This is a genomic window from Priestia sp. D51, assembly GCF_053345675.1.
In genome coordinates, this window is record NZ_JBLTIR010000004.1 from 557,732 (window position 1) to 581,248 (window position 23,517).

Genomic DNA, 23,517 nt, shown 5'->3' on the forward strand with positions numbered 1-23,517 from the left:
GTGGGATTTTTAATTGGTATATCAGGAAGCATTATTGTGGATCAAGGAGGACGCTTTCCAGGCTATAAGCGAGCGTATGTGAATAACGACTATATCGAATCAACAGCGCTCAGCGGCGGAGTTCCTTTTATCTTGCCAGTACTAGAAGATGAAGAAATGATTAAAGCGCAGGCAGAAAGTATAGACGGGTTGATTTTATCAGGTGGACAAGACGTCAATCCCCTTTTATACGGTGAAGAACCTACAACAAAAACAGGTTCACCTTTTTTAGCACGAGATCAGTCTGAACATCTATTGTTAAAGCATGTGATTGATCAAGGAAAGCCCGTATTAGCGATTTGCCGCGGTTTACAAATTTTAAACGTTGCTTACGGCGGCACGCTTTATCAAGACATGTCAGACATTAAAGAGTCATTTATCAAACATGATCAATACAACAATACAAGCGACCCTTCTCATTCCATCATGATTAAAGACGGAACACACCTACATGACCTTTACGGTAATCAAGCTCTTATTAATTCGTTTCACCATCAAGCGATTAAAGACGTAGCGCCAGGCTTTGAAGTTTCCGCATGGGCAAAAGACGGAGTCATTGAAGCCATTGAAAAACAAGGAAATCAATTTGTAGTCGGCGTCCAGTGGCATCCAGAAATGATGGCAAAAGAACATATTTCAATGCTGAACTTGTTTAAACTGTTTATGGAGCATGTGCAGCAGACAGCTACGAAAAAAGTCAGCATTTGACGTTTCAATCTACTTTGTTACCAATATAAAAAAGGCAGGCCATTGTGGCCTGCCTTTTTGTATGAACTGAAGATGCGCAAAGAAATCTAGACAAATCTTCATCTATTAATTAGATAAAATAGTGCAAGTATTTTTGGCTTTTACAGTATTTCAATATACCCTTCTGTTCCATGTACGCGAATTCGCTGACCGTCTTTTATTAGCCGAGTAGCATTCTCTACTCCAACAACCGCTGGCAATCCGTATTCGCGGGCAATGACTGCGCCGTGAGTCATCAATCCCCCAACTTCCGTAACAAGCCCCTTTATTCCTACGAATAACGGGGTCCAGCTAGGGTCAGTAAAGGAAGTGACTAATATATCTCCATCTGATAGATTAGCTTTTTCCATGTTTAAAATGACGCGCGCGCGCCCTTCTATCACTCCGGAAGAAACCGGTAAACCTACAATTGCTTGGGGCGGGAGGTTTTCTCGTTTGTACGCACCTGTAATAATTTCACCCTGAGACGTAATCACACGCGGAGGTGTTAGCTTTTCATATAATTTGTACTCTTCTTTTCGTTTACTGATGATTTGGTAATCTAGTTTACGTGTGCGTACAACTCCTTGAAGTTCTTCAAACGTCAAATAGTATATATCTTCTGATTCATCAATAACGCGGGCTTTTACTAGCAGAGCGGCTTCTTTCAGGAGAGCCTGCTTATAAACAAAATAACGGTTAATCATCCCGTATTTGGGATATTCACGATAACCGATAAAATTTCGGAGGAGATCAATTCTTTCTTTTGTTTCTTTTGCTTTTTGTTCGCCATCGGGCAATTGCTTTAATCGACTTAATAGCTCTTTCTCTTTTTTAAAGGCTTCCTGCAAACCTTTTTCAAATTTTTGTTTGCTGGCGTTAGCCTCAAAGTTTTTGATATTACCAAGAATCACAGGGATAAGTGCAGCTGGCTTTTCGCTCCACCGAGTTTTCGTAATATCAATTTCGCCGGGACATCGCATTCCGTATTTGCTGAGATAATCATAGATAGCGTCTTTGGTTTCCTGTCCACCTTCTAACTTAACCAGTTTCTCCAAAAAGTTATCATCTTTTACATGTTTTAAATAATGAATGACTTCTGGATAAGGACGAATTACATCTGCGACATCCAATAGCGCCAGACCCATTTCTGAAGTAATATTGTTTGGTACAGATTGAGAAAGCGCGTCTGCTGCGTTTTTTTTACCTAACCATGTCTCCATTTTTTCATTAATCCATGATGAAGCATCCATAGCGGCCATAAACACAGCTGTACTTTGTGGATCAAATAAAATCTTCTTTAATATCCCGATATCTTCTGAAATAAAATCGACTAATTCCGGCCCTGACTTCGTTTGGATGGTTTGCTTCAGCTCTTCTATTGATGCTTGATTCTTCTTGATCAAGTCAGAAACGATCGTCAAGTCGTTTTCGATTTGTACCTTAGGCTTCGTAGGCGGCACGCTTTTATTGCTTTTACCGGAACTTTGATCATTAGATAAAGATTTTATGAAATCTCCTCGCTCTATTATGCTTGTAAGTGCGTCTTTCATGAGCGGATCATGCTGTCCCATGGCACCTAACATCATTTTTCTGCTGTCAGGTGAAGCCAGCATAGGGGTGACATCAACAAACAACCTTCCACCGGCTGTACGCATCGGTGCATTAGTCGTTAACAGAAAAAAAGACAATCCCAGTGGTTTCATGGCATCGGTCATCATTTGTTGGTGTCCAACAGATACATACACGTGATTTTCTTGATCAGCTGCTTCTGGAATTGGATATAAAGTAGTGATTGGACGACTTTGGATAATATAAAATGTATCATCAGCCAAGCACCACTCGATATCTTGAGGACAATCAAAATAAGCTTCAAGCTGTCTTCCAACGCGTTCTAATTGTAAAATTTGAGAGTCAGTGAGCGCTTGCGTTTTTTGCAGATCAAAATGAACTTCCTTGGTTTCTGTTCCACCTTCTTTTAATCCGTAGATAGCTACCTTTTTAGCTGCTATTTTTTTATCAACGATTTCTCCTTCTTGTACTTTATAGCAATCGGCAGATACGAAACCAGACACCAGCGCTTCTCCAAGTCCAAATCCTGCATCAATTGATAACAGCTTTCGGTTAGAAGTAATTGGGTCAGCGGTAAATAAAATACCTGAAGCCTGCGGGAAAACCATTCGTTGAACAATAACCGATGCGTGCACTTGACTATGGTCAAATCCATTTTTTATACGGTAGGTTACCGCGCGATTTGTAAACAGGGAAGCCCAGCATTTGCTAATGTGCTCAAGGATGGCTTCTTTGCCTCTGATATTTAAATAGGTGTCATGCTGACCAGCAAAAGAAGCATGTGGCAGATCTTCAGCTGTCGCACTTGAACGAACTGCATAAGCATGCTCTTCCCCAAACTGAGAGAGAGAATGAATAACTGCTTTTACAACGTCAGAAGGAATTTTTATTTCCATAATGGTTTGGCGAATTTTTTCGCTGATTTCACCAATTTGATCTCGATCATCAGCATTTAGAATCGTCAGCTGGTTCAGTAACGCTCGAAATGTTTCATTTTGTTCAAGAGCTTTTTGATACCCGGCCGCTGTCACACAAAATCCTTCCGGTACTTGTATTCCTTGAATTTTTGATAACGCGCCTAAATTTAAAGCTTTTCCTCCAACAAGTGAAAGCTGTGTATCTTTTATTTCTTGAAAGCTAAGAACTAAAGAGTTCATTCAACATCTCTCCTAACCGGTAATGTTTTATTGATTTTACCAGCAGTAAATGAGAATAAACAGTCTATATCGGCATTTTTTTATGTGGTATAATTAAAGTAGGAAGAGAAATACATACCTTTTTGTTTGCGGTTACATATTTAAAAGTTGTAATAAATAGCTTACCTAATTGATTCGTATCCTGTTTAAAGCAGGTAAGTATATGCCTAATAACGCTTCTATTCTTCCCTCCTCGTTTGACTGCAAGAGAATTTTTTTCAATGTTTTTAATCGCTTTATCTTCTCATACAGAATGAATTTCTTTTTACCCCTTCTTTCAGCTAGTCATCTGAAGAGTTTGGCCCATCAAATGACTAACTCTTTTTTTTGCTATTTTGAAACCATAGCGTTACGAATGTATCTCTTCGCTCGCTTTCTAGCAACTGTATAAACAATCATCTGCAGTACAAGCGCCGCAAGGCTTATGAGTACGATTTGCTCAACCGAAGTAACAGGCGAAAAGTATTTTTCCCATTTTGGATCAGGAAGTCTTAACGCGTTATAAAAATATGAAGTACTAAAAGAAACGATATTTCCTAAAATAAGTGACAAATCTGCTCTAATCAGCCCGCTTAGATAAGATAGTACGACTGTAACCATGGCCATGATTATATAGTTTATTTTTGAATCATCTTCAAAATCTTTTCGTATAGATAGATAAACATATGGAATGCAATAAATGGTAAAAATTATAAAAGGAAGTATTCTTCTCATATAGCAATCTCTCCAATATTTAGGATTCGACATAGTTCTCTATTATTATAAATTATTAGAGAGAGTTTTTTCCAGTTTTTTGCACATGGAGAGTGTGGAAGTACCTATACATAAAATGATTGTTTTTAGAATTGTTCCTTAAGGCAAAGTAAAAAAGCACTCACAGGAGTGCTTTTTTAAAGTATATTTACTTAAAATAATATATTTGTTTTAATTAAACATTCTTTGTTTACTAGAGAATATTGCGTTTTTATATACTACTGCTGCGCTCATAGGTTTTTAAAACAGTATCATAGATTGATATGGCTAACTTGTTCTACAACCTCTAAGTGCTTTGCAAATTCCTTATAATTTCTCTTAGCACTTAAACGTTTAAAATCACCTACTAAATAAAATTCAAGTTTAGCACGTGATACCGCTACATTCAGTAGATTTGGTTTTGAACAAGACCAGTCCGCTGCAGTGTCTGATTGTTTATCTGTTCCGACAACAAAATATACAATATCTGCTTCTTTCCCTTGAAAAGTATGAACTGTCCCAACAGAATTTACAATCCACCTATTTAGCTTGCGCTCATCCATATGCACCCATTCTTCTTTCAACTTAGATTTTAATAACTTAGTAATTTCTGTTTTCACTTTCGTAAAAGGTGTAATAATAAAAACACTTGGGAACTCGGCCTTTTTCTCTGATTCCTGAAGGCGCTGAAAGTGTTGTTTGATTTTTTCTAAGACGAATTGACCTTGTTCCTTTACGTAATGTTTGTTTATGGCTCCACCATGACAGTCGTACCAAACACCAGCGCTTTGATCAGAATCCATAGCTAAAACCATTTTATTGTCATATGCAATTTCATTTGAAATAGAAAACATGGGATTGGCGCAGCGACGGTGAACCCAAAGTGGTATCCCAATTCGCTTACTATCGCCAGTATACGTTCCTATAGGATTTGCTAAGTCTGCTAGTCCCTGTACCGAAGCTTCTGGACCGATATATTGCTCGCCTATTTTAAAGCGCCTGCGGATATCGTTTAAAATGGTATCGTCCAAAGCAACAACGGGCTCAATTTGAATAGGATCCCCTACAATTATTGAACGTTTAGAACGCCATAATGCACCTGCAGCTTGCTGTGGAGAAGCTTGTCCAGCTTCATCGATGAATAAATAAGAGATAAAATCTTTTTTAATTCCTTTGTACATTTGAGAAAAGCTGGCAAATGTTGTACTGATGATTGGCGTTATAAGATGTATTACATCCCACATGTTTTCAGTTTCGCGAATACCTTCACTTGTATTTAAGTCAACTTCGCTACGATTAGCAAAAAGCTGAAGAGGGCGCTCTAAAGCTTGTTTATTGTAGATAAGAAAAAGCTTGTGAAGCTGTAAGGCCTTTATAAACAACAATCCCCGTTTGAAATTTAATGAGTCTGTCTGCCAAATAATATCCTTTTGACGTTTTTCATATGCTTCATCAGTTTGTGCCCAATGTGCATCAGTGGAAAGCTCTAATCTTTCTTTTTTAAAGGACTGCTGTAACATTAAAAAATGCTGTTTTTTCTGTTTAAGAGAATTCAATTCCGCTTCTAAGGTTTTAAGCCTTGATAAGCTTTGATCTTTTAATGCTCTTAAATCTTTTACATCTTGTTTAAGGTTCTTTGTTTGAATATCTTCTTTATTAAATAACCTTGTCAGAAAATTAGGCTTTGGTAGCTTTTTTAGTTCTTCTTCTTTTACTTCTATATCAGCATATATAGTACCAAGGGGATGTTTTATTTCCTGTATCATTTTTGTATACTTACATATCTCCAAGTCTATGTCTTCTACAACGTCCGGGCTCTGTTTTAATATCTCAATGTATTCATGTAAAACTTGTTTGTCATGCTCGATTTCTTTATATAAATTTGTAAACTCTGTTACTGCATCCAACCAAGATGAAGGAGCTAGATTTTGTACTTCTTTATCTAGTAAGTTTATAATCGTATCAACTTTTAGGACATCTGCTGCTTGGGTTTGATTGCTTTTCTTTCCGAGTGCTACCGATATTGGTGCAAAAATAATGTCTTCTGATTTCTGGGCTTCATAAGGCCCAAGAACTAATTGTTTTGAGAGTTCTTCAAAAAATGCTAGTTCTTTAATCTCCGCTAGATAGCTGTTGTCATTTTGGTTTTTAACTTTCAAATTTAATTCTTCTAATTTTGGTAAGTCTTTAGAAATATTTTCAACCGCTCCATTGTTACTTGAAGCAATGACCATTTTAAATTTTGTTAATGGCTCCTTTAAAAAAAGTTGATTTCCCTCAAATGCTTGCTTAGGATCAGAAAACTTCGCCATTTCAGTAGCACGATTAACGATAATTTGTGCAAAAATATCCTTTAATAATGTTGTTTTCCCTGTTCCTGGGGGCCCGTTCACTGAATTTATTCTTTCGTTTTCATTAAGAACTTGGTTTACAGCTACTTGCTGCATTAATGATAAACGATATTCATTTGTTGAAGGCCATCGCCCAGCGGGCAAGTTTTTTGGATCAAGAGCATTCTCAATGGCAGCACGATTTTCGTTAATATTAAGAGCTAATTTGCAACCTTCTAAAAAGTTTTTCAACGTTTCATTTGGTGTGTCATCTACAATAAGTTCTAAATCGTTCATGTAGAAACTTGTGAAGTTTTTGGACTCTAAGGAGTCCTCTTTCTTTAAAATAGAAATTTCAATATAATTCTCTGCATATTGAACTGATTGTTTTGCAAAACGATGAAATATTTCATCGTATTTTGTTAGAAGCTGAAGAATTGCTGATTCACTCACTCCATCTGTAAATACAGAATTAGCCAACTCCTCCCATTCCTTCGTCATTAATACGTATTGTTCTGAAAACTGTCCAATGTTATAACCTCCGTTCTTCACCATTTCTGTTGTAATTAAGTGAAGCGGTGGAATAAACAGCGACTCTTCAATATATTGACCGTTTTCATCCAATGAAAAAGTTAAACTAAAATTTTTATTCCACTTAGCATTAATAATTTCATCTGTAATTCCAAAGTGCTGTCTTAGAAATTTAACAAGATCGTTTTGTACGTAACAATCTAGATAGTATGTAAAAACTAGACTATCTTTTGCTGGGTTAGTTAACTCTACTTCTTTCCATAACTCTTCTTTTATGTTTACTTTGCGAACCCGTGGTTGATCAAATGTTTTCATACGCTTCCCTAATTTAATACCAGGGACTGGAGGAACAACTCCAGGGCTTAAATTTTCAGCAAAATGCCATGCCTTTAATATATTTTGTGTATTTGTCATATTATCAACCCTCTTTATTGTAAAGAATTTGCACGTTCAGCTTACAACGAATAACATATAATTAATTAAATGTCTTCTAGCTGTTGTATTTAGATGTTCACTTGCTAAAGTTATCTATAAAGGTTCATGTGTTAATACAAACTATTTTCATGAAGTATAATTATGGAGATGTATACTAATAATCTACCTTTTTCCACCATAATTGTAAATGAAAGAAGGGTTTTAGCTAATAAAGATTAAGTCTATGGATATCATCTTTGTAGTGTAAATACAGGTAAAAAAAGAATTTGCACATATCGTAAATTTATAAAGCCTCTAAAAATAATTTATCGCATTCTTTTTGAAAATTTACCTTAGGTTACTGTTGAAGATGAAAGGTTGGTAATATGTCAGAGAATGAAAAAACTATAGAAAAAGCTATAAACAATACAAAAGCAAGTTTTGCGGTAGAAGGCTTATACCTTTCCGATTCGGAAGAAAGACTCATTCAAAAAAAGATAACCGGTCAATTTTCAGATGAAGAATTTTTAAGTGAGGTAAAGAAATTAAATAAACTAGAGTAAATTCATAAGATGTATATTTCTTAGAAAAACCGTTAACAGGAGTGGTGCTTATATGCCAAGTCGCGAACAAAAATTAAAAAAGTTGTCTATCGAAGAGTTACGGGCAAAATTAAGCGAAGAGCTTAAGAAAAACCCGCCACGTAAAATCGAGAGCGATAAAGATGGCACAATTATATTAGATCCAAACAACCCTCAGGATTGTGAATGGTACGATAACGATGATGCTTATGGCGGATATAGAACTGATGACTAATTATATTATCTTTTTTTCATGGTTTTTAGTCTTATTTCTTCTATGGATTACCGTCTCATTCTTTGGAGGTGAAAACGGCCAGCGGTGGTCTATGTATCGTTTGAATTCTCATAAATATGGTCCGTGGGCCTTAGAGTTTTCTCTTCTGCTTTTGCTTGTAGCTTTCCTATCCTTAATGTTTTGAAAATGGATTTTAAGGCGATAGCTAGGTTATAAAAAACGTTAATCTAATTCTTCAGCCAGGACCCAAGGGACTTCTATCTCAAAATTCAGTTGAAGTACGGGTCTGGCAAATCCACCAGGGACAAATTTCAAATTTTTAGAAAAGCCAATATGTAAATTATTACTTATTTGGATTGCATCATCTGAATTTATAATTTCAAGAGGCGTTTGAAGAGATACCTTACCTACAAGATGATAACAGCCAATATAGAAGTGTAGCCCATTTTCTTGAGGATCAAAATGTGATAAGTGATTACATTGAGAAGGATTAATACCTAGTTGGTAAAAAAACTGAAGCTCTATCTCTGATCGTGACTTCATAGCTTCATAGAAGTTTAGACAATATAGACAATCGCACAAATCCCACTTCTTCAAATACTGTTTTTTTGTTTCTTCAACATCAATTTCTAAAATCCAATTACTAATCTTTATAGTTTGATACATAGTCTTCACTTCCCATACTTAGGCTATTTAGAAGTTACCTTCAGCTGCAGAATTCTTTAGCTTAATTTATAAGCTGATTAGAAAGATAAATTATAACGAATTAGCAAAAGCATCTAATAATTCTTCACCTTTAGTTTCTGCTTCTGTCTCATCAAATTCTTTCTCTTCTATCCATTGTTGGTAATGAACAATCTCGTGAGCCATACTGCGGAGTATAGCCCAAAGAGCATCAATTTCTCCCCTTTCCGATACTAATTCTTCATAGTCACCAGTAGCAATTCGTATATAAGGTTCTATCGCTTTATCATATGGTGCAAAGAAAGTAGCGCTTACTAGCTCTTTAGAATATTTATTTTTAATTTGATAATTCTTTTTTAAATACACAACAACTCTTACAGGAAATTCTATCGTTGAACGTAACCAGACTGCAAAGTTTAAGCAAGACTGTCTAACTGCTGGTTCTACACCTTTCTGACATCTAACCCTCAATCCTGATCGAGGACATTGTACCCTAGCTCTTCTCATTTAATTTCACCTTTAGTTTCTTAATGGCTCTTAATACTTCACTCCTGTTTTTAGCAAGCTTCATCCACTTTGGAAGTCGACTCTCGACACTTAAATAATAGGGATGTGATTCCCTGAGTTCAGCTTCTATATAGCTTTCGATATAATTTAAATGTTCTAGGTTTAATGCCCATAAGGTGTTTCCACTGCATGCGATTTGTAAGTAGAGTGGAAGTCGAAAATACCAGTCGCAGGGATTTTTGGCTAAAATCACTTCATAATTCACTTTAGGTTCATACGAGACCCTTGCTTTTCCATAACCGTTTGCTTTCATAACTTTGTTTTTTATGACTCCGCAAGCAGTACAAATAAACCTTCTTCTGACGTGAGCGATATAAGGACTCGGGTTATCTAAAGCTATGACTTTGGCGCAAGAAGCACAATGTGGACAAACGACTAGAAACTCATACCCTAACTCTATAAGTGTTTTATTTTTATTTAGAACTGTTTTTTTCAAGACGTTTCCCCTTTGAATTTATTCATTCATATTATCGAAGCGACGAAACCACAACATGGATTTCATTTAATTCTACATCAATCACCAGCTGCAAATACTAATTTATTTAGCTTCAGTGCTTCTAAGCAAAGATTCTTTAATGCTTCAGCAAAAGCTCTCGTATTCAGGTTTATCTCCGTTGGTTGTCTACAGGTAGTCTGTAATGCGTCACATATCTTTACTAATTGCTTTATTTCTTGTACAGAAAATAACTTGTCACCATACTGATCTAACCCCGTCAATAATTCAAATGGACCCTTGGATTCTCTCGCTAACAGATAGTCTTGTACTCTTTCCTCAAATTTTACACATTTAGTAGAAGAAGCTGCTTCTTTCTCATTATTAACGATATAGAAATCGATTCCTACCATCAGGGCCTTCCTCTCTCTACATTCTTTCTAAGTTTAATAGATGCTAAAAAAGAGGACAGCTAGGTAGATATTAAACTACTATCTGTCCTCTTCTGACCGTACTCTTATCAAAATCTTTTAACGAAGCCATAATTAAGTAACATCTTCTACAAACTCTTTTAGAGAATCATACATTTCTAAAGCGTCCCATTCACCCATACCATGTTCAGCTGTGAAAACTGGATAATCTTCATTCGCTATATCAATAAAAAGCGGATCACCGCCGATTTCTTCATCATACCCTATGACAAACCAGCTTTCTTGCCAATCTCCTTCTTGATTCCCTATAAGGAAATTGGCTTCTAGATCTTCTCTATAGCCTAATTGTCCATCTAAAAACTCGCTTTTAAGATAGATATAATAAGGAGTAGAAAGAATTTCTCCCACTTCATCTTCAAATTCTACTTTCACCGACGTACCTGGAAGTGCTTTAAGAATTTTATAGATTTTCTCTATATCCGGCTTTATCATTTGCTTCTCCCCTTTAATGATCTGTATGATTTATCGTGGCCATTACCCATTCTTCTAAGCTGTCTGCTATTACTTCGCGCTGTTCCCAATCGTGCCAAAAGGTGATAATTTGGCCGACTTTTCCTCCCTCAGCCGGATCCAAGTCTATACAAATATCATCTCCTCCCCCATTCGTGGCAATCGAAATCCAACGCGGGTTCCACCACAATTCTTTTTTCACTGGTCCAACAGGTTCTACTTCTGGAAAATCTTCAAATTCTCCTCCGTCTAAAAGCTCTTTTAAGGTTTGCCACGTATAAAGAATCTCCTCTAGAGGTAATAGAGTATAATTTTCAATAACTCCTATATACTCATCGCTCTGTCCATTATGTATCATTAACCAGTCTTTAAGGTTTTGGGGGAAGGTTAGTCCCACCTTTTGTTCAACCGCTGCAATTTCTGATTCAGCAGCTGCTTCGTTAAGTGTTCCTACTGCTTCTGGACGATTTATTCTCAACCACTGTTCAAATTCATGCCAAACCTGCTTCATTTTAAAGGTCTCCTTATATAACATCACTAAATGAATCTATGAAAAATGATTCTGTACTTTTTAAGCTTATACTAATTATGTATGGAAATCTTATGTAAATAAACTGTTTTATTACTTTCTACTACATGAAACGAATATCAATTAGCTCGCTTAACCTCATTTTATTCGCCTGGTTACCCCCCTCATCTATAAAAACAAATAATCCTCCTAGAGAATCAACGAACTGAATAACTCCTGTTTCTGTTATACACTGCCCATGCTTGTAATACGTCAGGTACACTTTTTTATGTGTATGAAGCGCTTCAATCAAAGTGAAATTAATCTGTTCCATTTGATCTTCTGTTAAAAAAGGTTGTGGTATTTCTGCTTGTTTTTTTATAATTTCCTGTAATCCTTTGTATTGCTCTGGCATAGTGGCGAACGGTCGCCATTTTTTCATTCCTCTGTTCTGCATAGCAGCTTCCTCCTTTATGCTTTATGACCTCCTAGAAGGCCGTTTCGATAACGAGCCGTTGAATGATCGAGATAGCTTGAGGCCCGTAGAACGCTATTCTTTCCATAACGAAGACGAATGTCATCGATCGTTTTTGCAAGTGCATAGGCTCTTTCCCGCTGATCAATATCCTCAAATAAGCTCATTTGTTCTTCTTCTTGAATGCGTGTGTTCGCCAAGGAAATCCCAATGGAACGAATCGGCATTCCGCTATCATGTGTATGTAAGATGGTTAAACAATACGGAAAGATATCTTGGCTTAAATTCGAAGCTCTCCTCATTTTCTTTTGTCTTGAGAAGCCTCCACCTGTTCGTTTGCTGTAACCAATGGATAAATGAACAGTCTGAGCCACTACTTGATGCATGCGTAAACGAAAACATACATCGTCTAATAGCTCCAACAGCAATAACTCCACTTCTTTTCGGTTTGTATAATCATGGAATAGAATCTGACTTTTTCCAAATGAACGAGAGCTAGGAATGTACACATCAGAAATGCGACTGTAATCAATCCCATTCGCGTGTTGATGCAACTCTTCACCCAGAATGCCAAATTCTTTTTGTAACATCTCCTTTGAAGAAAGAGCGAGTTCTTTGATGGTGTGAATGCCTAACCGTTGTAAGCGTCTTTCCGTAGCAGACGAAATTCCCCAGAAATCCTTCATCGGATGAATGGACCACAGTTTAAAGGGAATATCCTCATATCGCCAATACGCAACTCCTGTTGGGCTATTCTTAGCCTCATGATCTAAGCTCACTTTTGCCAGTAAGAGATTGGGACCGATGCCTGCGGTAGCTGTCAGCCGTGTCTTACGGTAAATCTCGTTGATGATTTTATGAGCTAATTCTTCTGGTGTTTTAGCGAATAAATGCAACGAAGCTGTCGCATCAATAAACAACTCATCAATGCTGTACGCATGAAAATCTTCAGGAGCCACATACTGTAACACCAAACTAGAAATATAGTTCGAAGCTTTGATATACCTCTCCATAGATGGATTCACGACATGGATATCTTTTCTTTTAGGAATGTCGAAAAGACGACTTCCTGTTTTGATTCCTTTTTTCTTTAATAAAGGTGTGGCAGCTAACACAACCGATCCAGACCGTTTGATATCTCCTACCACCGCAAGCTTTGTTTTCAGCGGATCTAACCCCCGTATGACAGAAGAAACTGAAGCAAAAAATGCTTTCATGTCGATGCATATAATGACTCTGTTTGGTAGCTGGGCATAATCCATTGAAAGAACTCCTTAGATAAAGAACGTTTGTTCTCTATTATATACGAACAAACGTTCTTTATTCAATGGAAATTCTAAATTTTTCCCGATTATTGCTATCACTTGCATAGAATTTATTGTTACATTAACAGAAGTAACTACTACATAACGTAATAGTAAGAGTTCAAAAAGACTAAACCCTAAAGGGGGATAAATGTTGAAAAAAGAATATTTTGTGCAATATTCAGACCAAAGTATAATTGATAGTTTTGACTTTCCAGAAGATAAATTTGTATCTATTACTGTAGGGATTAGGGACATTAATCATGATCTAATCATCTCTTTAGTTCGAAAAATGTTTGGTTTACCTGTTTTTTTTGTTTTAGACTCAATGCTCTCTGGACATGGAAAAGAAACATTGATTAAAAATAAAATTCCTTTTTATGAGCATTCATTAGATGGTGCTATTATTAAAGTTGATTCTGAAGAAAAATTGAGCCATGTTAGTGGATTAGCAGAAGAATTAGTTAATAATGGGCTGAGTATATTCATTTTCTACGGAGAAGGTATTGTAGAGCAGGATTTAATTCCTTCGAGACAATGGAATAAACCTATAGAATTTAAAAATGTCGATATAGATAAAGTCGATACATTTGTGGATGTGGAAGAGGTTGGATTTACGATATTCAGTAAGAGTGATCTATTTAACTCACCTGGAAAAGTCCAAAATTATATACCTCGTAGCTACTCACTTGATATTAATAGCAGCGATATTTAACATTTCTAAATGAAAAGGAGGAGGGTTCGTAGTCAATGAAGTATAAAAATAATAAGAGTATACTAAAAATGTTAGCTATCGTCCTTCTTTCTATAGATCTATTCTTTTATCTTTTAGCACTAAAGAGCCTATACGTTTTCTCTTCAAAGGTTTCGATATATTTTCTGATATTTGTTCTACACTTTATCTATTTATACATAGTCCTTATAACCGTTAGCAAAACAAAAGAGTCTAAAGTTTTTTGGGGAGTAATTGGGCCGTTTTTGATTGTACCTATAGCAATCATTGGGTGGTTCACGTTCTTTTATACTAATAGAGTTGACTATTATGATCTAAGTTCCCCTAAGAATACCCAAAAACTTATTATTGGTTATTCTAATTGGAGTCTTGGAGAAACTAATCATTACTATGATTTTTATAAACAAACGGAATTCCCTTTGGTGAAAAAACGAATAAATCAAGAACCTCTTCATGTTATGACACGAAATACGGATATGAGCGATTTAAATGTTTTAGGAGCTCATGATGCACAATGGAGAAATGAACAAACAGTAACTTTTACATCTCCATATCTAAATAAGGAAGTAACCTTGAATTTAAAGTAAGTACTTTTTTCTACTTAAACAACAGAGTTGAGAAAAAGCCTGTATCTAAGGAGATCCAGGCTTTTTTCTTTTCTAATTTAGTTAACATGCGTTTGATTATCGGAACCGTACAAAATATGAGTTCTTGATATACAAGGGCTCTTTACCCTTTCATATTTTTCGTCACACAGTTATTTTTTTATTGCATCATCTTCTCCAGTAACATATATTTTAAATCTTTATAAAACTCAATTTTATAACTTTCAATTGCTACTATGTCTTCATTCACAAGTGAAGCCTCTTCTTACTGTTCAATAAAACCTGCCTTAAATCATATGATTAATTCCACATTAAGTGGATTAATTTAATTAAAATAGAAAAAAATGATATTATTGGATATTAGGAGGTATTTATGTACAAATTTTTGATTTTTATTATAGTAGCGTTTTATATCGCTCATTATGTCGAAAAATACTTAAGAAAAAAGATGCACTTAGAAACCGATCCAGATATTTATAGAAAAAAAGTAAACAGGTGGCACTCAAGAATAGAAGTTGTACTATACATAATATTTTTATTTTCCCTAAGCTATTATAATCAAGTTCCTATGTGGATTATTTTAGCTGCTTTTTGTATTGTTTATCAGGGATTTAATATATTTATGGAATGGAAATTTGCAAGAGAAACAAAGGAACACCTTTTAGCCGTTATCTTCTTCTTCTTTTATTTAGCTTCTATAGGAGTTGGTACTTTGTTAAATGTATTTTAAATAGGAGTTGAATATTATTGCTAAAAACATTTTTATACCTCTTACTATTATTGTTGGAGCAATATTGAATGTTTTCTAATGGTTTATCTATACATACACAAAGAGCTATGTACGTTATAAAAAGCATAGAAAATAAATACACTATAATACATAAGAGCAGGTGGAAATAATTTTTATACCTATATTAGTTTTACTAATTGGTTTGTATCTATTAGTCTCGGGAATTTTAATCATCGTAAAAGATAAAAACACAAAAGGAAAGACTAAAAAAACTTTAGTTTTTTTAGCAGTAGCATCCGATATAGTTACTGATCCAGTGTCGTCTTCGGGGTTCCGTATTATGCTTGGTGCTGTTCTTATAATAGGTGGATTAATTTTATTATAAGAAATACCTATTGGTACATAACTATGTTTCAAAAGGATTCATATCGCTTAACCGGTATGAATCCTTTTTTATTACTAAAAACGTTCGTAAAAGTGCATGGATTCCAGAAGACGTTCGTAATTGTTTTTATAACTTAAGCGAACAATGAAAATAATAGTTTTCCTATATACAAGAAGAGTTTGTAAACGTATACTTTTACGGTCGGTACGTGCAATATTCTTCAAAAATTATAGAGGTAAAGTCAAGAGTTTTATTTGTAACTTTTTAACGCTGTTTAAATAAAAAGTAAATTACTCCTTCTGCTCATTTGTAAAATTAGAACATTTCCCTCTACAATTATTGATAATTTTCAAATTGCAGAATATAATAATAACAAGAGTTTACCACAGGAAACTTTTTAGCGTACGGTAAATAAGCGTTTAATCATTTAAAATGATTCCCTCATCATGAATAAAAAGAGTGAGAGGTAGCCTGGAACTATCTCTCACTCTTTTTATCATTATTTTACTTGTAGCTCAGCAATCATATCTTCTAGACGCTCTTTCTGTGCTTGAAGCTCTTCCATAGAAGGTTGATAAGATGATATAGTTTGTTGTCCACCATATGCCTGTTTAGGTTGAACCAAACGTTGTAATTGCTCACCGTTTTGTTCATATAAACGGTAGCCTACTGCGCCTACCACTGTTCCTGATACAAATCCCATTAGAAAATCGCGATTAATCATTATAAAACTCCCCCATAATCTTAAGTTTTTTATATCAATTCATACAAAAGGTATGAATGAATATCTTACGTAATTGTAGATAGCTTTTGTGATTGCACTTTCTGCTTTTCATGTAACAATTCCAATACATTCACAATCCATGTAATCATTGCTACATAGAGCATATTTGAGGGCCCTAGAGATAACATCGTAACAATTCCAGTTAAAATATCTGGGTGCCTCATTTTATTGCTCGTACCGTGGGATAAGACCGTATAGCCTGTCGCAACTACTGCTCCATATACGAGTGCATCTGGTTTATAAAAAGATGCTTTTCGAATACCTGCCAGTAGAAGTAATCCCCCGGAAAACAATGTACGTAGCCAATCATTTCGTGTGGCAGGATCCATTTGAATCATAATATCATCTAATGGATCTAAACGCGTTTGCTGAAAAAAGATAGATACATAACGAAAAATGGTATTGCGAGAAAGTTGTGAAACATCATAGTAAATAAGCATGGTTTGAATAGTGGGTTCTATTCTCACACTCGTTATACCTTTTAAAGCAGAAAACATATGCTCTATTTCTACATGATTTTTCTTATCTCTCAATGCTGGGATATGAAATCGAATACGACCTGGTATATCATGCAGAACGTAGAATTTGGGATTCATTGGTTTCCCTCCCTAGCCATAAAATTCTTGCACTATTTATTACTACACCAATAGTGGCCGCATTATGAATAGCTGCTCCCACAATTGGAGAGAAGATACCTAAAGCACCAAATAAAATTGCAATACCATTAATAGCAAACGTGGCAATGAAGTTTTGTTTAATAATGTTCATGGTCTTTTTAGATAGTCCAACTAACTCAGAAAGCATTTCTGGGTTATCAGACGTAATAATAACATCACTGGCTTCTGAAGCAATGTCTGTTCGTTTAGCACCCATAGTTACACCTACATGAGCATGAGCTAAAGCTGGTGCATCGTTGATGCCGTCACCTACCATCATGACAGCTCCCGTTCTTCCATACTTCTTCACATAAAAGGCTTTATCATCTGGCAGAGCCTCTGCATGATACCAATTCAGTTTTAAGCGACGCGCCATCTCTCTTGCAACCGTTCTCTTGTCTCCAGTAAGCATAATGATGTCGTTGATACCTTGATGTCGAAGATTATTCACTGCGCGGTGCATACCAGAACGTATTTTGTCAAAAATGCTGACTACTCCTACGAGTGTTTGATCATAGGCTACATAAATTACATTTTCATCGTTTTGCATGTGTTGAAGTAAGTTGGTTGTTTTAATCTTTAATTCATTCATAAAACGTAAACTTCCAACCACAACTCTTTTACCATTTAGCCAAATGGAAATTCCTTTTCCTACCGTTGTTTCTACCTGAGCATTATTGTCTCTAATAGGAATTAAAATGTTCCAATCTTTTGCTTGCTTCATAATTGCATCAGCAATAGGATGGGTAGAATTTTTCTCAGCTGCTGCAGCTAAACGAATGACATCTTCTTGATTAAAACCTTCAGCAGCAATTACTTGCTGAACCACAGGCGTGCCTTCTGTAATAGTTCCGGTCTTATCAAGAATAACTGTATTTAGTTTAGACATCTTTTCAATATGATCACTACCTTTAACAATAGCCCCTTCTTTTGCAGCACGTCCAATGGATGCGTATAAAGCTGTGGCTGTTGATAATTTGATTCCACAAATGAAATCAATAACTAACATACTCATCGCTCTATTAAGGTTTCGCGTGAAGAAAAACGTAACTAGTGCCAAACCAAAAGAGACAGGCACCATTTTTTCAGCTACTCTATCAGCTATATTTTGAATAGGAGCGCGTTTATCTTGTGCTTCCTCCAACAGTTTTACAATTTTAGAGAGAGATGTATCTTCTCCTACTTTTTCAACTGTTACAGTAACATGTCCACTCTGCAAAACACTTCCAGCGTACACATTATCTCCACCACTTATCTCTCTTGGCATATACTCCCCAGTAATGGAAGCTTCATCTGCTGTACCATTACCCTCTATTATGATTCCATCCACAGGAATTTTTTCTCCCGTAAAAACGACAACCTTATCACCAACTTGAATATCCTCGACTAAAACCTTTTCTTCAACGCCCTTTTCCTTTACTCTCCAGGCATATGAGACATCTAATTTTAGGACGGAGTGAATATAATGTTTGGTTTTTTCAGACGTATAGTCTGTTAATAGCTCGCTAATAGTAGACATCAAAGTAATAATTAAAGCCGATCCTGGATTCTTCATATACAAAGAAGCGAATATAGAAGCAGCTGTTAATGTATTAGCATTCCCTTTTCGTTCTTTTAGGACATGAACAACACCATCTTTAATTACGTCATAGGAAGTACTGATAGCAGTAAAGGTGCTAACCCAATAGGAAAGTGCTTTTACTATAGCAGGATACGAAGAACGTTGAAGGTACCAGTTAACTAAAAAAATAGTTCCACAAGCTATGATAGGTATAGCCTTTTTCCATGAACATGCTGCTTTCTTGAGTGTATGTTTGTATTTATGGATGAACGATTTGAGACTGTATAAAGAAAGAGTAATATGATGATAAATGAGTAGACTTCCGGTTACTTGATTATAGCTTGCAGAATATACCCCTGGAAAAGAGCGTAACCAAGTTTCAATGTAGTTTGTATCTAGCTGTTTAGGTATATAAAATCGGGTTCTTCCAGGGAGAGAATGAGCTACCTTTACCCCGAACATCATCACCTATTCTTTTCCCCCTTATCCTTAATGATGTTGTATGACCAATAAAGTAAGCTTGCAGAGAAAGCAGGCGCACTTCCAAACGACTGAATTCCTTTTCCTAATAAAAATAGAACAAATAAACTATCGAAGTCAGCAAAGCCATTAGTTTGCTTTTTAATCCCTTTATCTATAAATCCAAGTGTGTTAGTCATGCCATTCATCAATGTAGCATCTTTGTTTAAAATGGCGTTAGCTGCTATTTGTACGATATAACTCATCAGTTCATCTAGCTCTTCCTGGTTAATATGAGGTACAACAAATTGAAGCAGCAAACTTCCGGTTAGTTCTGAAGCTTCCGATGTTAAAATAAGAGGATGTTTTTTGACTTCTTCCGTTAGAGCACGTGCAATGATACGGTGCTTCCAACTGTCACATTGTATACGCAGTCGACCCGGCATCGCATGCACTACTTTTATTTTTTGATCACGGAATTGAGACATAATTTTTGGAGCAATAAAAGAAGCTCCTAAACCAATTACAGTAGGAAGCATGCTCATCCCTCCCTTTCCTTAAGCTCTATATTCTTCTTGATATATTTGTTCAATAAGTCGAAACCACTCTTCAATTTCTTTGTTATTTGTCATGTGGGAAGCTTTATATGTAATAAGTAAACTCCCGGTATCTGGTGTAAATACTGCGTCATAGACAAGAGGTTGAGATTTCAAATTTAAAATAATTAATTCAACTAGCTTACTATTATCTTTCCAAATAGTTGAACGAAGTCTAATTCTTCCTGGAATGAAATGTACAAGATTAATCTGTAACTTATTTAATTTCTTCTCTGCAAATTTCATTAATACTTTCTCTTTAATACTCATTAATATCCAAATACCACCAATCATTTTTCTTTATTTTACCAACTTATATATTTTATAACAATATGATTATTAAAATACTGTAAATTTTATTACATACAAATAAGTAATAAAATTTACAGTATTTTAGGATGATAATAGATATGTTTTTTATATAGATGCTTAAAGTTTCTTTATTTGTTAGGTTAGATACTTTTGAGTACAATGGTGTCTAAAAAACTATGTACTTCTAGACCACCCGCATTCGAGAAAACTTAATATTAGCAAAACAAAAAGCAACCTCGCTATTGGCAAGCGAGGTTGCTTTCATATAAGGGGTCGTTCAAACGTATCCGAGAATGAACAACCTGACTATAACATGTTTTTAATATTCATACTATTTTCGATGTGCTCTACATATGTATAAAAGGTGCACTTTTTATACATTGTTTTCCTCAATAGAATGCCTATTCTATCAACGATGTATAAAAAGCTGCATAACTCATAAATGAGACCTCTTTCGAACCCTTACTCCCATAAGGGTTCCTTTTTATGATGTGTTCCGGAAAGAGTGATTATGTCAACTAAAGTTGTATATAATATACATAGTGATTAGAAGTTATATTATTGATAAAATGGTATAAAATCCAACGTTGAGGTATTCTACATGTATTTATTTGAACATGCACAAAAAAGAAAAAAGTTAATTCGTAACTCATACTTATCCGTTTTTATTCTTTCTCTATTGCTAGGTTTGTACCTTTTTTTTACAGATTACGGATTAGGGATGCAATTTATTACGAGAGGAACAATCTCTGTGTTGTTTCATATTGTTGTTTTTTATTTTGCTATAAAAAACAAACAATGGGCCTTATTCTTCATTAAAGTTAATGTATTATTGCTAATTATTATGTTGATTGTGGCTATTATTGCTCTAATGTTTGGTCGTTAAGAGTACCGAGAATTCACATTATGGTAACTAACATAAATAGCCATAATTATTAACAGTAGTTACCATAACGTAAATTATCCGAAATAAAAAGCTTATCTATAAATAGATAAGCTTTTATCATTCTAAATTAATTCTGTTTTGTTTCGCTTAACGGTTACATTTATAATTTCTCCAAATGCTAGACCAGCAACTGCTACGGGAAAGACAACAAACATATTCCTTGGACTGAGTGTGCGGAGTAAGGCCATATCTTATAAAATGTGCGCTTTTCATACATTCTCCTTTCTTTCGACTATCCAAAAAATGTAGTCATATCAACGTTGCATAAAAATATGCATATTCCAGAGTAAAATTCTAGGTGGAACCCTGTAAAGGTTACCCAAGATGAGGAGGGTCCGTTAACATGGAACCCCATTTGAAATGTTTTTGAGCCAACTTTTTAAACGTTGCACCGTCAATTTTTTCTTTCACTGTTTCTCCATTAGCAAAGCGTGTAAAAGACGTATCTGTTAATGTCATATGCCCTGCATCGGTTAACTGCGCAAGCAAATAGTTTTTATTGAAAGGTGATTCTGGTTTTTCTACAATTATTTTTTGTAAGTCATTAAAATCTGATAAATTCCGTATCAGCTGTTTGGAATGGAAGATAAACCCTGTTTTCCATTCGCTGTCCCTATTATTTACCTTCATTTCGAATATACAATCACCTTGTTCAGTATCGACTCTTTTAATTCGAAACTCTCCATTGGACGAAACGACACTTGTTCCATCTAATGGAACGGGCTGCAAAGAAAGGTTGATTCCAAAACCCGTGTCGACTAAATATTTTTTTCCTTCATGAATTAAAAGATTGACGGCATGCGTTCTTCCGAGTTTGTACCAGTCTTGAGTAACTTGGTTATATACTATTCCACGAACCATTTGTACCTCAAAACCATTTTCAGCTAAGAAAAAATGAAGAAGTGAATTCAACTGATAACAAAGCCCTCCTTCATGCCTTATTAAAATTTTATGAATGATGTTTTCTTTCGTAACCTCTGCTATATTATTTTCTACAATATCTACGTTATCAAACGGAATAGCTTTTGCTGTTTTTTCAAGAATTCCCCCTAGCATATCAAACGTTATTTTTTCATCATCTGGAATACCTATTCGTTTACGAAACAATGTATTGATTTCCGTCATGTTCATAACCACCTTTCATCTTCATGTTAGTTCAAATCAGAAAACCTACACTTCATTTTTTAAAGCCAATATATATGCTCTCTGATCTACCCTAGTTAACAAGATAAATTAAAATAAAAGTTAAAACGCTTTGGTATAATGATATTAAAGAAAGCCGCAATGTAATCTGGACGTTTATTTTGATAATTGAGATAGTTAAGCATGTTCCCAAACGTCAAGACCTAGGATTGGTGTCTTACCTTCCATAAGAGGACTATCTTGTTTAGGTGTACTAGTAATTTAAAATTATCTCTTATCTACTACAGGCCACGCCCAGCCTGATCCAAAACAAGTTGTTGCTACTTTAGTAAATTGTTCTTTAAAGTTTTTATAGCTTCCGAATGTTTGATTGATGGCATAAGTAAGTGCGGCTATATATGCTTTTTTCTTTTCAATCATGTGAGTGACCCCCTTTAAATTTATCCGGCCGGTTATCACTATAGTAAGAAAAACTAGCAATATCTACGATATGAAAAATACACATCTGTATCGGTACAGATGTATATTCGGAGGAATACTATGCTTAAATACGAAACAATTTATCATTCTCTACTTCAAAAGATACAGGCTGGGGACTTTCCAGCAGGGGCAAAATTACCATCAATTAGAAGCTTATCGCACCAATATATTTGTAGTAAAAGCACCATAATATCTGCCTTAAAACGTTTGGAAGAGCAACATATTATTTATTCCATTCCAAAGAGTGGTTATTACGTTGTGGAACATCGAGTTTTCGAAGAACCCACATCTACCGAAGGCGTTGATTTTGCAACATCGTCTCCAACATGGCATGCATTTCCATATAAAGACTTTCAACAGTGTATTAATAAAGCGATTGATACATATCAAGAAGAATTGTTTCGTTATGGAACACCAAAAGGTTTCTCTTTATTAATTACAGAAGCTAAAAAGCTCTTAGAATCTTATCAAGTATTTACGAAATCTGAACAGATTTTCATCACTTCAGGGGTTCAACAAGCACTCGCTTTATTAAGTATGATGCCATTTCCAAATAACGGATCTACCATTTTAGTTGAACAACCTAGTTACCATTTGTATATGGATATGTTGAAGACATATGGAATTCGCGCAATAGGAATTCAACGTACAGCTCAAGGCATTGATCTAAAGCAACTAGAAAAAATATTTAATGAAGAAGAAATCAAATTTTTTTATACAATGCCACGCTTTCATAATCCTTTAGGAACGTCATATAGCAAAAAAGACAAAGAAGCCATTTTACAGTTAGCCTATAAATACAATGTGTATATTGTAGAAGATGACTATTTAGCAGATTTTGAATACAACATGAAGAATG

General features: G+C 35.2%; 25 protein-coding genes and 1 pseudogene. 8 read left to right on the forward strand and 18 right to left on the reverse strand.

Annotation, left to right across the window (positions count from 1 at the left end):
• Positions 1 to 747, forward strand: a complete 747-nt coding sequence (locus ACNHOZ_RS19535) for a gamma-glutamyl-gamma-aminobutyrate hydrolase family protein (RefSeq protein WP_048021418.1) — start codon at positions 1 to 3, stop codon at positions 745 to 747.
• A 140-nt stretch (positions 748 to 887) separates the two neighbouring features.
• Here ACNHOZ_RS19535 and ppsA read toward each other — a convergent pair whose 3' ends face one another.
• From ppsA to ACNHOZ_RS19550, 3 genes are all read right to left on the reverse strand, one after another.
• Positions 888 to 3,494 (reverse strand): phosphoenolpyruvate synthase, encoded by a 2,607-nt coding sequence (ppsA, locus tag ACNHOZ_RS19540; RefSeq protein WP_048021420.1) that lies wholly within the window; start codon positions 3,492 to 3,494, stop codon positions 888 to 890.
• Positions 3,495 to 3,863: 369 nt separating this feature from the next.
• A complete protein-coding gene (locus ACNHOZ_RS19545; RefSeq protein WP_033578688.1) occupies positions 3,864 to 4,247 on the reverse strand; it encodes a hypothetical protein in 384 nt (127 codons plus the stop codon).
• Positions 4,248 to 4,537: 290 nt separating this feature from the next.
• On the reverse strand, positions 4,538 to 7,540 hold the full coding sequence (locus tag ACNHOZ_RS19550) for a DEAD/DEAH box helicase (RefSeq protein ID WP_048021422.1): 3,003 nt from the start codon (positions 7,538 to 7,540) through the stop codon (positions 4,538 to 4,540).
• Positions 7,541 to 7,926: 386 nt separating this feature from the next.
• On the opposite strand from ACNHOZ_RS19550, the gene ACNHOZ_RS19555 reads away from it, so the two are divergent.
• Together ACNHOZ_RS19555 and ACNHOZ_RS19560 are read left to right on the forward strand one after the other, a co-directional pair.
• The gene (locus tag ACNHOZ_RS19555; RefSeq protein WP_196299115.1) at positions 7,927 to 8,103 is read left to right on the forward strand and encodes a hypothetical protein; all 177 of its coding nucleotides are present in this window, start codon (positions 7,927 to 7,929) and stop codon (positions 8,101 to 8,103) included.
• Between the two features lie 52 nt (positions 8,104 to 8,155).
• Positions 8,156 to 8,356, forward strand: coding sequence for a hypothetical protein (locus ACNHOZ_RS19560; protein WP_048021424.1), 201 nt, complete (start codon positions 8,156 to 8,158; stop codon positions 8,354 to 8,356).
• A gap of 222 nt (positions 8,357 to 8,578) precedes the next feature.
• Here ACNHOZ_RS19560 and ACNHOZ_RS19565 read toward each other — a convergent pair whose 3' ends face one another.
• From ACNHOZ_RS19565 to ACNHOZ_RS19600, 8 genes are all read right to left on the reverse strand, one after another.
• On the reverse strand, positions 8,579 to 9,022 hold the full coding sequence (locus ACNHOZ_RS19565) for a hypothetical protein (RefSeq protein ID WP_048021425.1): 444 nt from the start codon (positions 9,020 to 9,022) through the stop codon (positions 8,579 to 8,581).
• Positions 9,023 to 9,112: 90 nt separating this feature from the next.
• Positions 9,113 to 9,547 carry a hypothetical protein gene (locus ACNHOZ_RS19570; RefSeq protein WP_048021427.1) on the reverse strand — a complete coding sequence of 145 codons (435 nt, stop codon included), beginning with the start codon at positions 9,545 to 9,547 and terminating at the stop codon, positions 9,113 to 9,115.
• Positions 9,534 to 10,043 (reverse strand): hypothetical protein, encoded by a 510-nt coding sequence (locus ACNHOZ_RS19575; RefSeq protein WP_048021429.1) that lies wholly within the window; start codon positions 10,041 to 10,043, stop codon positions 9,534 to 9,536. The genes ACNHOZ_RS19570 and ACNHOZ_RS19575 overlap by 14 nt, the downstream gene beginning before the upstream one ends.
• A gap of 77 nt (positions 10,044 to 10,120) precedes the next feature.
• Positions 10,121 to 10,453, reverse strand: coding sequence for a hypothetical protein (locus tag ACNHOZ_RS19580; protein ID WP_033578686.1), 333 nt, complete (start codon positions 10,451 to 10,453; stop codon positions 10,121 to 10,123).
• Between the two features lie 132 nt (positions 10,454 to 10,585).
• On the reverse strand, positions 10,586 to 10,963 hold the full coding sequence (locus tag ACNHOZ_RS19585; protein ID WP_048021431.1) for a hypothetical protein: 378 nt from the start codon (positions 10,961 to 10,963) through the stop codon (positions 10,586 to 10,588).
• Positions 10,964 to 10,976: 13 nt separating this feature from the next.
• The gene (locus ACNHOZ_RS19590; protein ID WP_048021433.1) at positions 10,977 to 11,492 is read right to left on the reverse strand and encodes an SMI1/KNR4 family protein; all 516 of its coding nucleotides are present in this window, start codon (positions 11,490 to 11,492) and stop codon (positions 10,977 to 10,979) included.
• Positions 11,493 to 11,613: 121 nt separating this feature from the next.
• A complete protein-coding gene (locus ACNHOZ_RS19595) occupies positions 11,614 to 11,946 on the reverse strand; it encodes a YolD-like family protein (RefSeq protein WP_048021435.1) in 333 nt (110 codons plus the stop codon).
• Positions 11,947 to 11,960: 14 nt separating this feature from the next.
• Entirely contained in the window at positions 11,961 to 13,226 is a 1,266-nt protein-coding gene (locus ACNHOZ_RS19600; RefSeq protein WP_048021437.1) for a Y-family DNA polymerase, read from the reverse strand.
• Between the two features lie 193 nt (positions 13,227 to 13,419).
• Here ACNHOZ_RS19600 and ACNHOZ_RS19605 point away from each other — a divergent pair, with 193 nt between their 5' ends.
• The 3 genes from ACNHOZ_RS19605 (at position 13,420) to ACNHOZ_RS19615 (ending at position 15,336) form a co-directional block, all read left to right on the forward strand.
• A complete protein-coding gene (locus ACNHOZ_RS19605) occupies positions 13,420 to 13,983 on the forward strand; it encodes a hypothetical protein (RefSeq protein WP_230684700.1) in 564 nt (187 codons plus the stop codon).
• Between the two features lie 35 nt (positions 13,984 to 14,018).
• A complete protein-coding gene (locus tag ACNHOZ_RS19610; RefSeq protein WP_048021438.1) occupies positions 14,019 to 14,588 on the forward strand; it encodes a hypothetical protein in 570 nt (189 codons plus the stop codon).
• Between the two features lie 391 nt (positions 14,589 to 14,979).
• A complete protein-coding gene (locus ACNHOZ_RS19615; protein ID WP_048021439.1) occupies positions 14,980 to 15,336 on the forward strand; it encodes a DUF4181 domain-containing protein in 357 nt (118 codons plus the stop codon).
• Positions 15,337 to 16,220: 884 nt separating this feature from the next.
• Here ACNHOZ_RS19615 and ACNHOZ_RS19620 read toward each other — a convergent pair.
• From ACNHOZ_RS19620 to ACNHOZ_RS19640, 5 genes are all read right to left on the reverse strand, one after another.
• Positions 16,221 to 16,445, reverse strand: coding sequence for a hypothetical protein (locus ACNHOZ_RS19620; protein WP_048021441.1), 225 nt, complete (start codon positions 16,443 to 16,445; stop codon positions 16,221 to 16,223).
• 65 nt (positions 16,446 to 16,510) lie between these two features.
• Positions 16,511 to 17,101 (reverse strand): HMA2 domain-containing protein, encoded by a 591-nt coding sequence (locus ACNHOZ_RS19625; protein ID WP_048021443.1) that lies wholly within the window; start codon positions 17,099 to 17,101, stop codon positions 16,511 to 16,513.
• Positions 17,073 to 19,187, reverse strand: coding sequence for a heavy metal translocating P-type ATPase (locus ACNHOZ_RS19630; RefSeq protein ID WP_230683563.1), 2,115 nt, complete (start codon positions 19,185 to 19,187; stop codon positions 17,073 to 17,075). The genes ACNHOZ_RS19625 and ACNHOZ_RS19630 overlap by 29 nt, the downstream gene beginning before the upstream one ends.
• Positions 19,187 to 19,720, reverse strand: a complete 534-nt coding sequence (locus ACNHOZ_RS19635) for an HMA2 domain-containing protein (protein ID WP_048021447.1) — start codon at positions 19,718 to 19,720, stop codon at positions 19,187 to 19,189. The genes ACNHOZ_RS19630 and ACNHOZ_RS19635 overlap by 1 nt, the downstream gene beginning before the upstream one ends.
• An 18-nt stretch (positions 19,721 to 19,738) precedes the next feature.
• Positions 19,739 to 20,023: an HMA2 domain-containing protein gene (locus tag ACNHOZ_RS19640; RefSeq protein WP_048021449.1), complete on the reverse strand. Its 285-nt coding sequence runs from the start codon at positions 20,021 to 20,023 to the stop codon at positions 19,739 to 19,741.
• 667 nt (positions 20,024 to 20,690) lie between these two features.
• Here ACNHOZ_RS19640 and ACNHOZ_RS19645 point away from each other — a divergent pair.
• Complete coding sequence (locus ACNHOZ_RS19645) at positions 20,691 to 20,975, forward strand: hypothetical protein (protein WP_048021451.1); 285 nt, start codon at positions 20,691 to 20,693, stop codon at positions 20,973 to 20,975.
• A 375-nt stretch (positions 20,976 to 21,350) separates the two neighbouring features.
• Here the strand turns inward: ACNHOZ_RS19645 and ACNHOZ_RS19650 are convergent, their stop codons facing one another.
• The gene (locus tag ACNHOZ_RS19650; RefSeq protein ID WP_048021453.1) at positions 21,351 to 22,160 is read right to left on the reverse strand and encodes an arylamine N-acetyltransferase family protein; all 810 of its coding nucleotides are present in this window, start codon (positions 22,158 to 22,160) and stop codon (positions 21,351 to 21,353) included.
• Between the two features lie 195 nt (positions 22,161 to 22,355).
• Positions 22,356 to 22,598, reverse strand: a pseudogene (locus ACNHOZ_RS19655) (superoxide dismutase).
• 120 nt (positions 22,599 to 22,718) lie between these two features.
• On the opposite strand from ACNHOZ_RS19655, the gene ACNHOZ_RS19660 reads away from it, so the two are divergent.
• On the forward strand, positions 22,719 to 23,517 hold a 799-nt coding region (locus tag ACNHOZ_RS19660), incomplete at its 3' end, for an aminotransferase-like domain-containing protein (protein ID WP_447697277.1).

What these genes read in the sequence shown, in the direction of transcription:
- ACNHOZ_RS19610 (WP_048021438.1), top strand. Translation starts at nt 14,019, where the DNA reads ATGAAGTATAAAAATAATAAGAGTATACTAAAAATGTTAGCTATCGTC.
- ACNHOZ_RS19620 (WP_048021441.1), bottom strand. Translation starts at nt 16,445, where the DNA reads ATGATTAATCGCGATTTTCTAATGGGATTTGTATCAGGAACAGTGGTA.
- ppsA (WP_048021420.1), bottom strand. Translation starts at nt 3,494, where the DNA reads ATGAACTCTTTAGTTCTTAGCTTTCAAGAAATAAAAGATACACAGCTT.
- ACNHOZ_RS19595 (WP_048021435.1), bottom strand. Translation starts at nt 11,946, where the DNA reads ATGCAGAACAGAGGAATGAAAAAATGGCGACCGTTCGCCACTATGCCA.
- ACNHOZ_RS19570 (WP_048021427.1), bottom strand. Translation starts at nt 9,547, where the DNA reads ATGAGAAGAGCTAGGGTACAATGTCCTCGATCAGGATTGAGGGTTAGA.
- ACNHOZ_RS19615 (WP_048021439.1), top strand. Translation starts at nt 14,980, where the DNA reads ATGTACAAATTTTTGATTTTTATTATAGTAGCGTTTTATATCGCTCAT.
- ACNHOZ_RS19635 (WP_048021447.1), bottom strand. Translation starts at nt 19,720, where the DNA reads ATGCTTCCTACTGTAATTGGTTTAGGAGCTTCTTTTATTGCTCCAAAA.
- ACNHOZ_RS19650 (WP_048021453.1), bottom strand. Translation starts at nt 22,160, where the DNA reads ATGACGGAAATCAATACATTGTTTCGTAAACGAATAGGTATTCCAGAT.
- ACNHOZ_RS19560 (WP_048021424.1), top strand. Translation starts at nt 8,156, where the DNA reads ATGCCAAGTCGCGAACAAAAATTAAAAAAGTTGTCTATCGAAGAGTTA.
- ACNHOZ_RS19645 (WP_048021451.1), top strand. Translation starts at nt 20,691, where the DNA reads ATGTATTTATTTGAACATGCACAAAAAAGAAAAAAGTTAATTCGTAAC.
- ACNHOZ_RS19630 (WP_230683563.1), bottom strand. Translation starts at nt 19,187, where the DNA reads ATGATGTTCGGGGTAAAGGTAGCTCATTCTCTCCCTGGAAGAACCCGA.
- ACNHOZ_RS19625 (WP_048021443.1), bottom strand. Translation starts at nt 17,101, where the DNA reads ATGAATCCCAAATTCTACGTTCTGCATGATATACCAGGTCGTATTCGA.
- ACNHOZ_RS19555 (WP_196299115.1), top strand. Translation starts at nt 7,927, where the DNA reads ATGTCAGAGAATGAAAAAACTATAGAAAAAGCTATAAACAATACAAAA.
- ACNHOZ_RS19565 (WP_048021425.1), bottom strand. Translation starts at nt 9,022, where the DNA reads ATGTATCAAACTATAAAGATTAGTAATTGGATTTTAGAAATTGATGTT.
- ACNHOZ_RS19640 (WP_048021449.1), bottom strand. Translation starts at nt 20,023, where the DNA reads ATGAAATTTGCAGAGAAGAAATTAAATAAGTTACAGATTAATCTTGTA.
- ACNHOZ_RS19605 (WP_230684700.1), top strand. Translation starts at nt 13,420, where the DNA reads ATGTTGAAAAAAGAATATTTTGTGCAATATTCAGACCAAAGTATAATT.
- ACNHOZ_RS19550 (WP_048021422.1), bottom strand. Translation starts at nt 7,540, where the DNA reads ATGACAAATACACAAAATATATTAAAGGCATGGCATTTTGCTGAAAAT.
- ACNHOZ_RS19600 (WP_048021437.1), bottom strand. Translation starts at nt 13,226, where the DNA reads ATGGATTATGCCCAGCTACCAAACAGAGTCATTATATGCATCGACATG.
- ACNHOZ_RS19580 (WP_033578686.1), bottom strand. Translation starts at nt 10,453, where the DNA reads ATGGTAGGAATCGATTTCTATATCGTTAATAATGAGAAAGAAGCAGCT.
- ACNHOZ_RS19590 (WP_048021433.1), bottom strand. Translation starts at nt 11,492, where the DNA reads ATGAAGCAGGTTTGGCATGAATTTGAACAGTGGTTGAGAATAAATCGT.
- ACNHOZ_RS19545 (WP_033578688.1), bottom strand. Translation starts at nt 4,247, where the DNA reads ATGAGAAGAATACTTCCTTTTATAATTTTTACCATTTATTGCATTCCA.
- ACNHOZ_RS19585 (WP_048021431.1), bottom strand. Translation starts at nt 10,963, where the DNA reads ATGATAAAGCCGGATATAGAGAAAATCTATAAAATTCTTAAAGCACTT.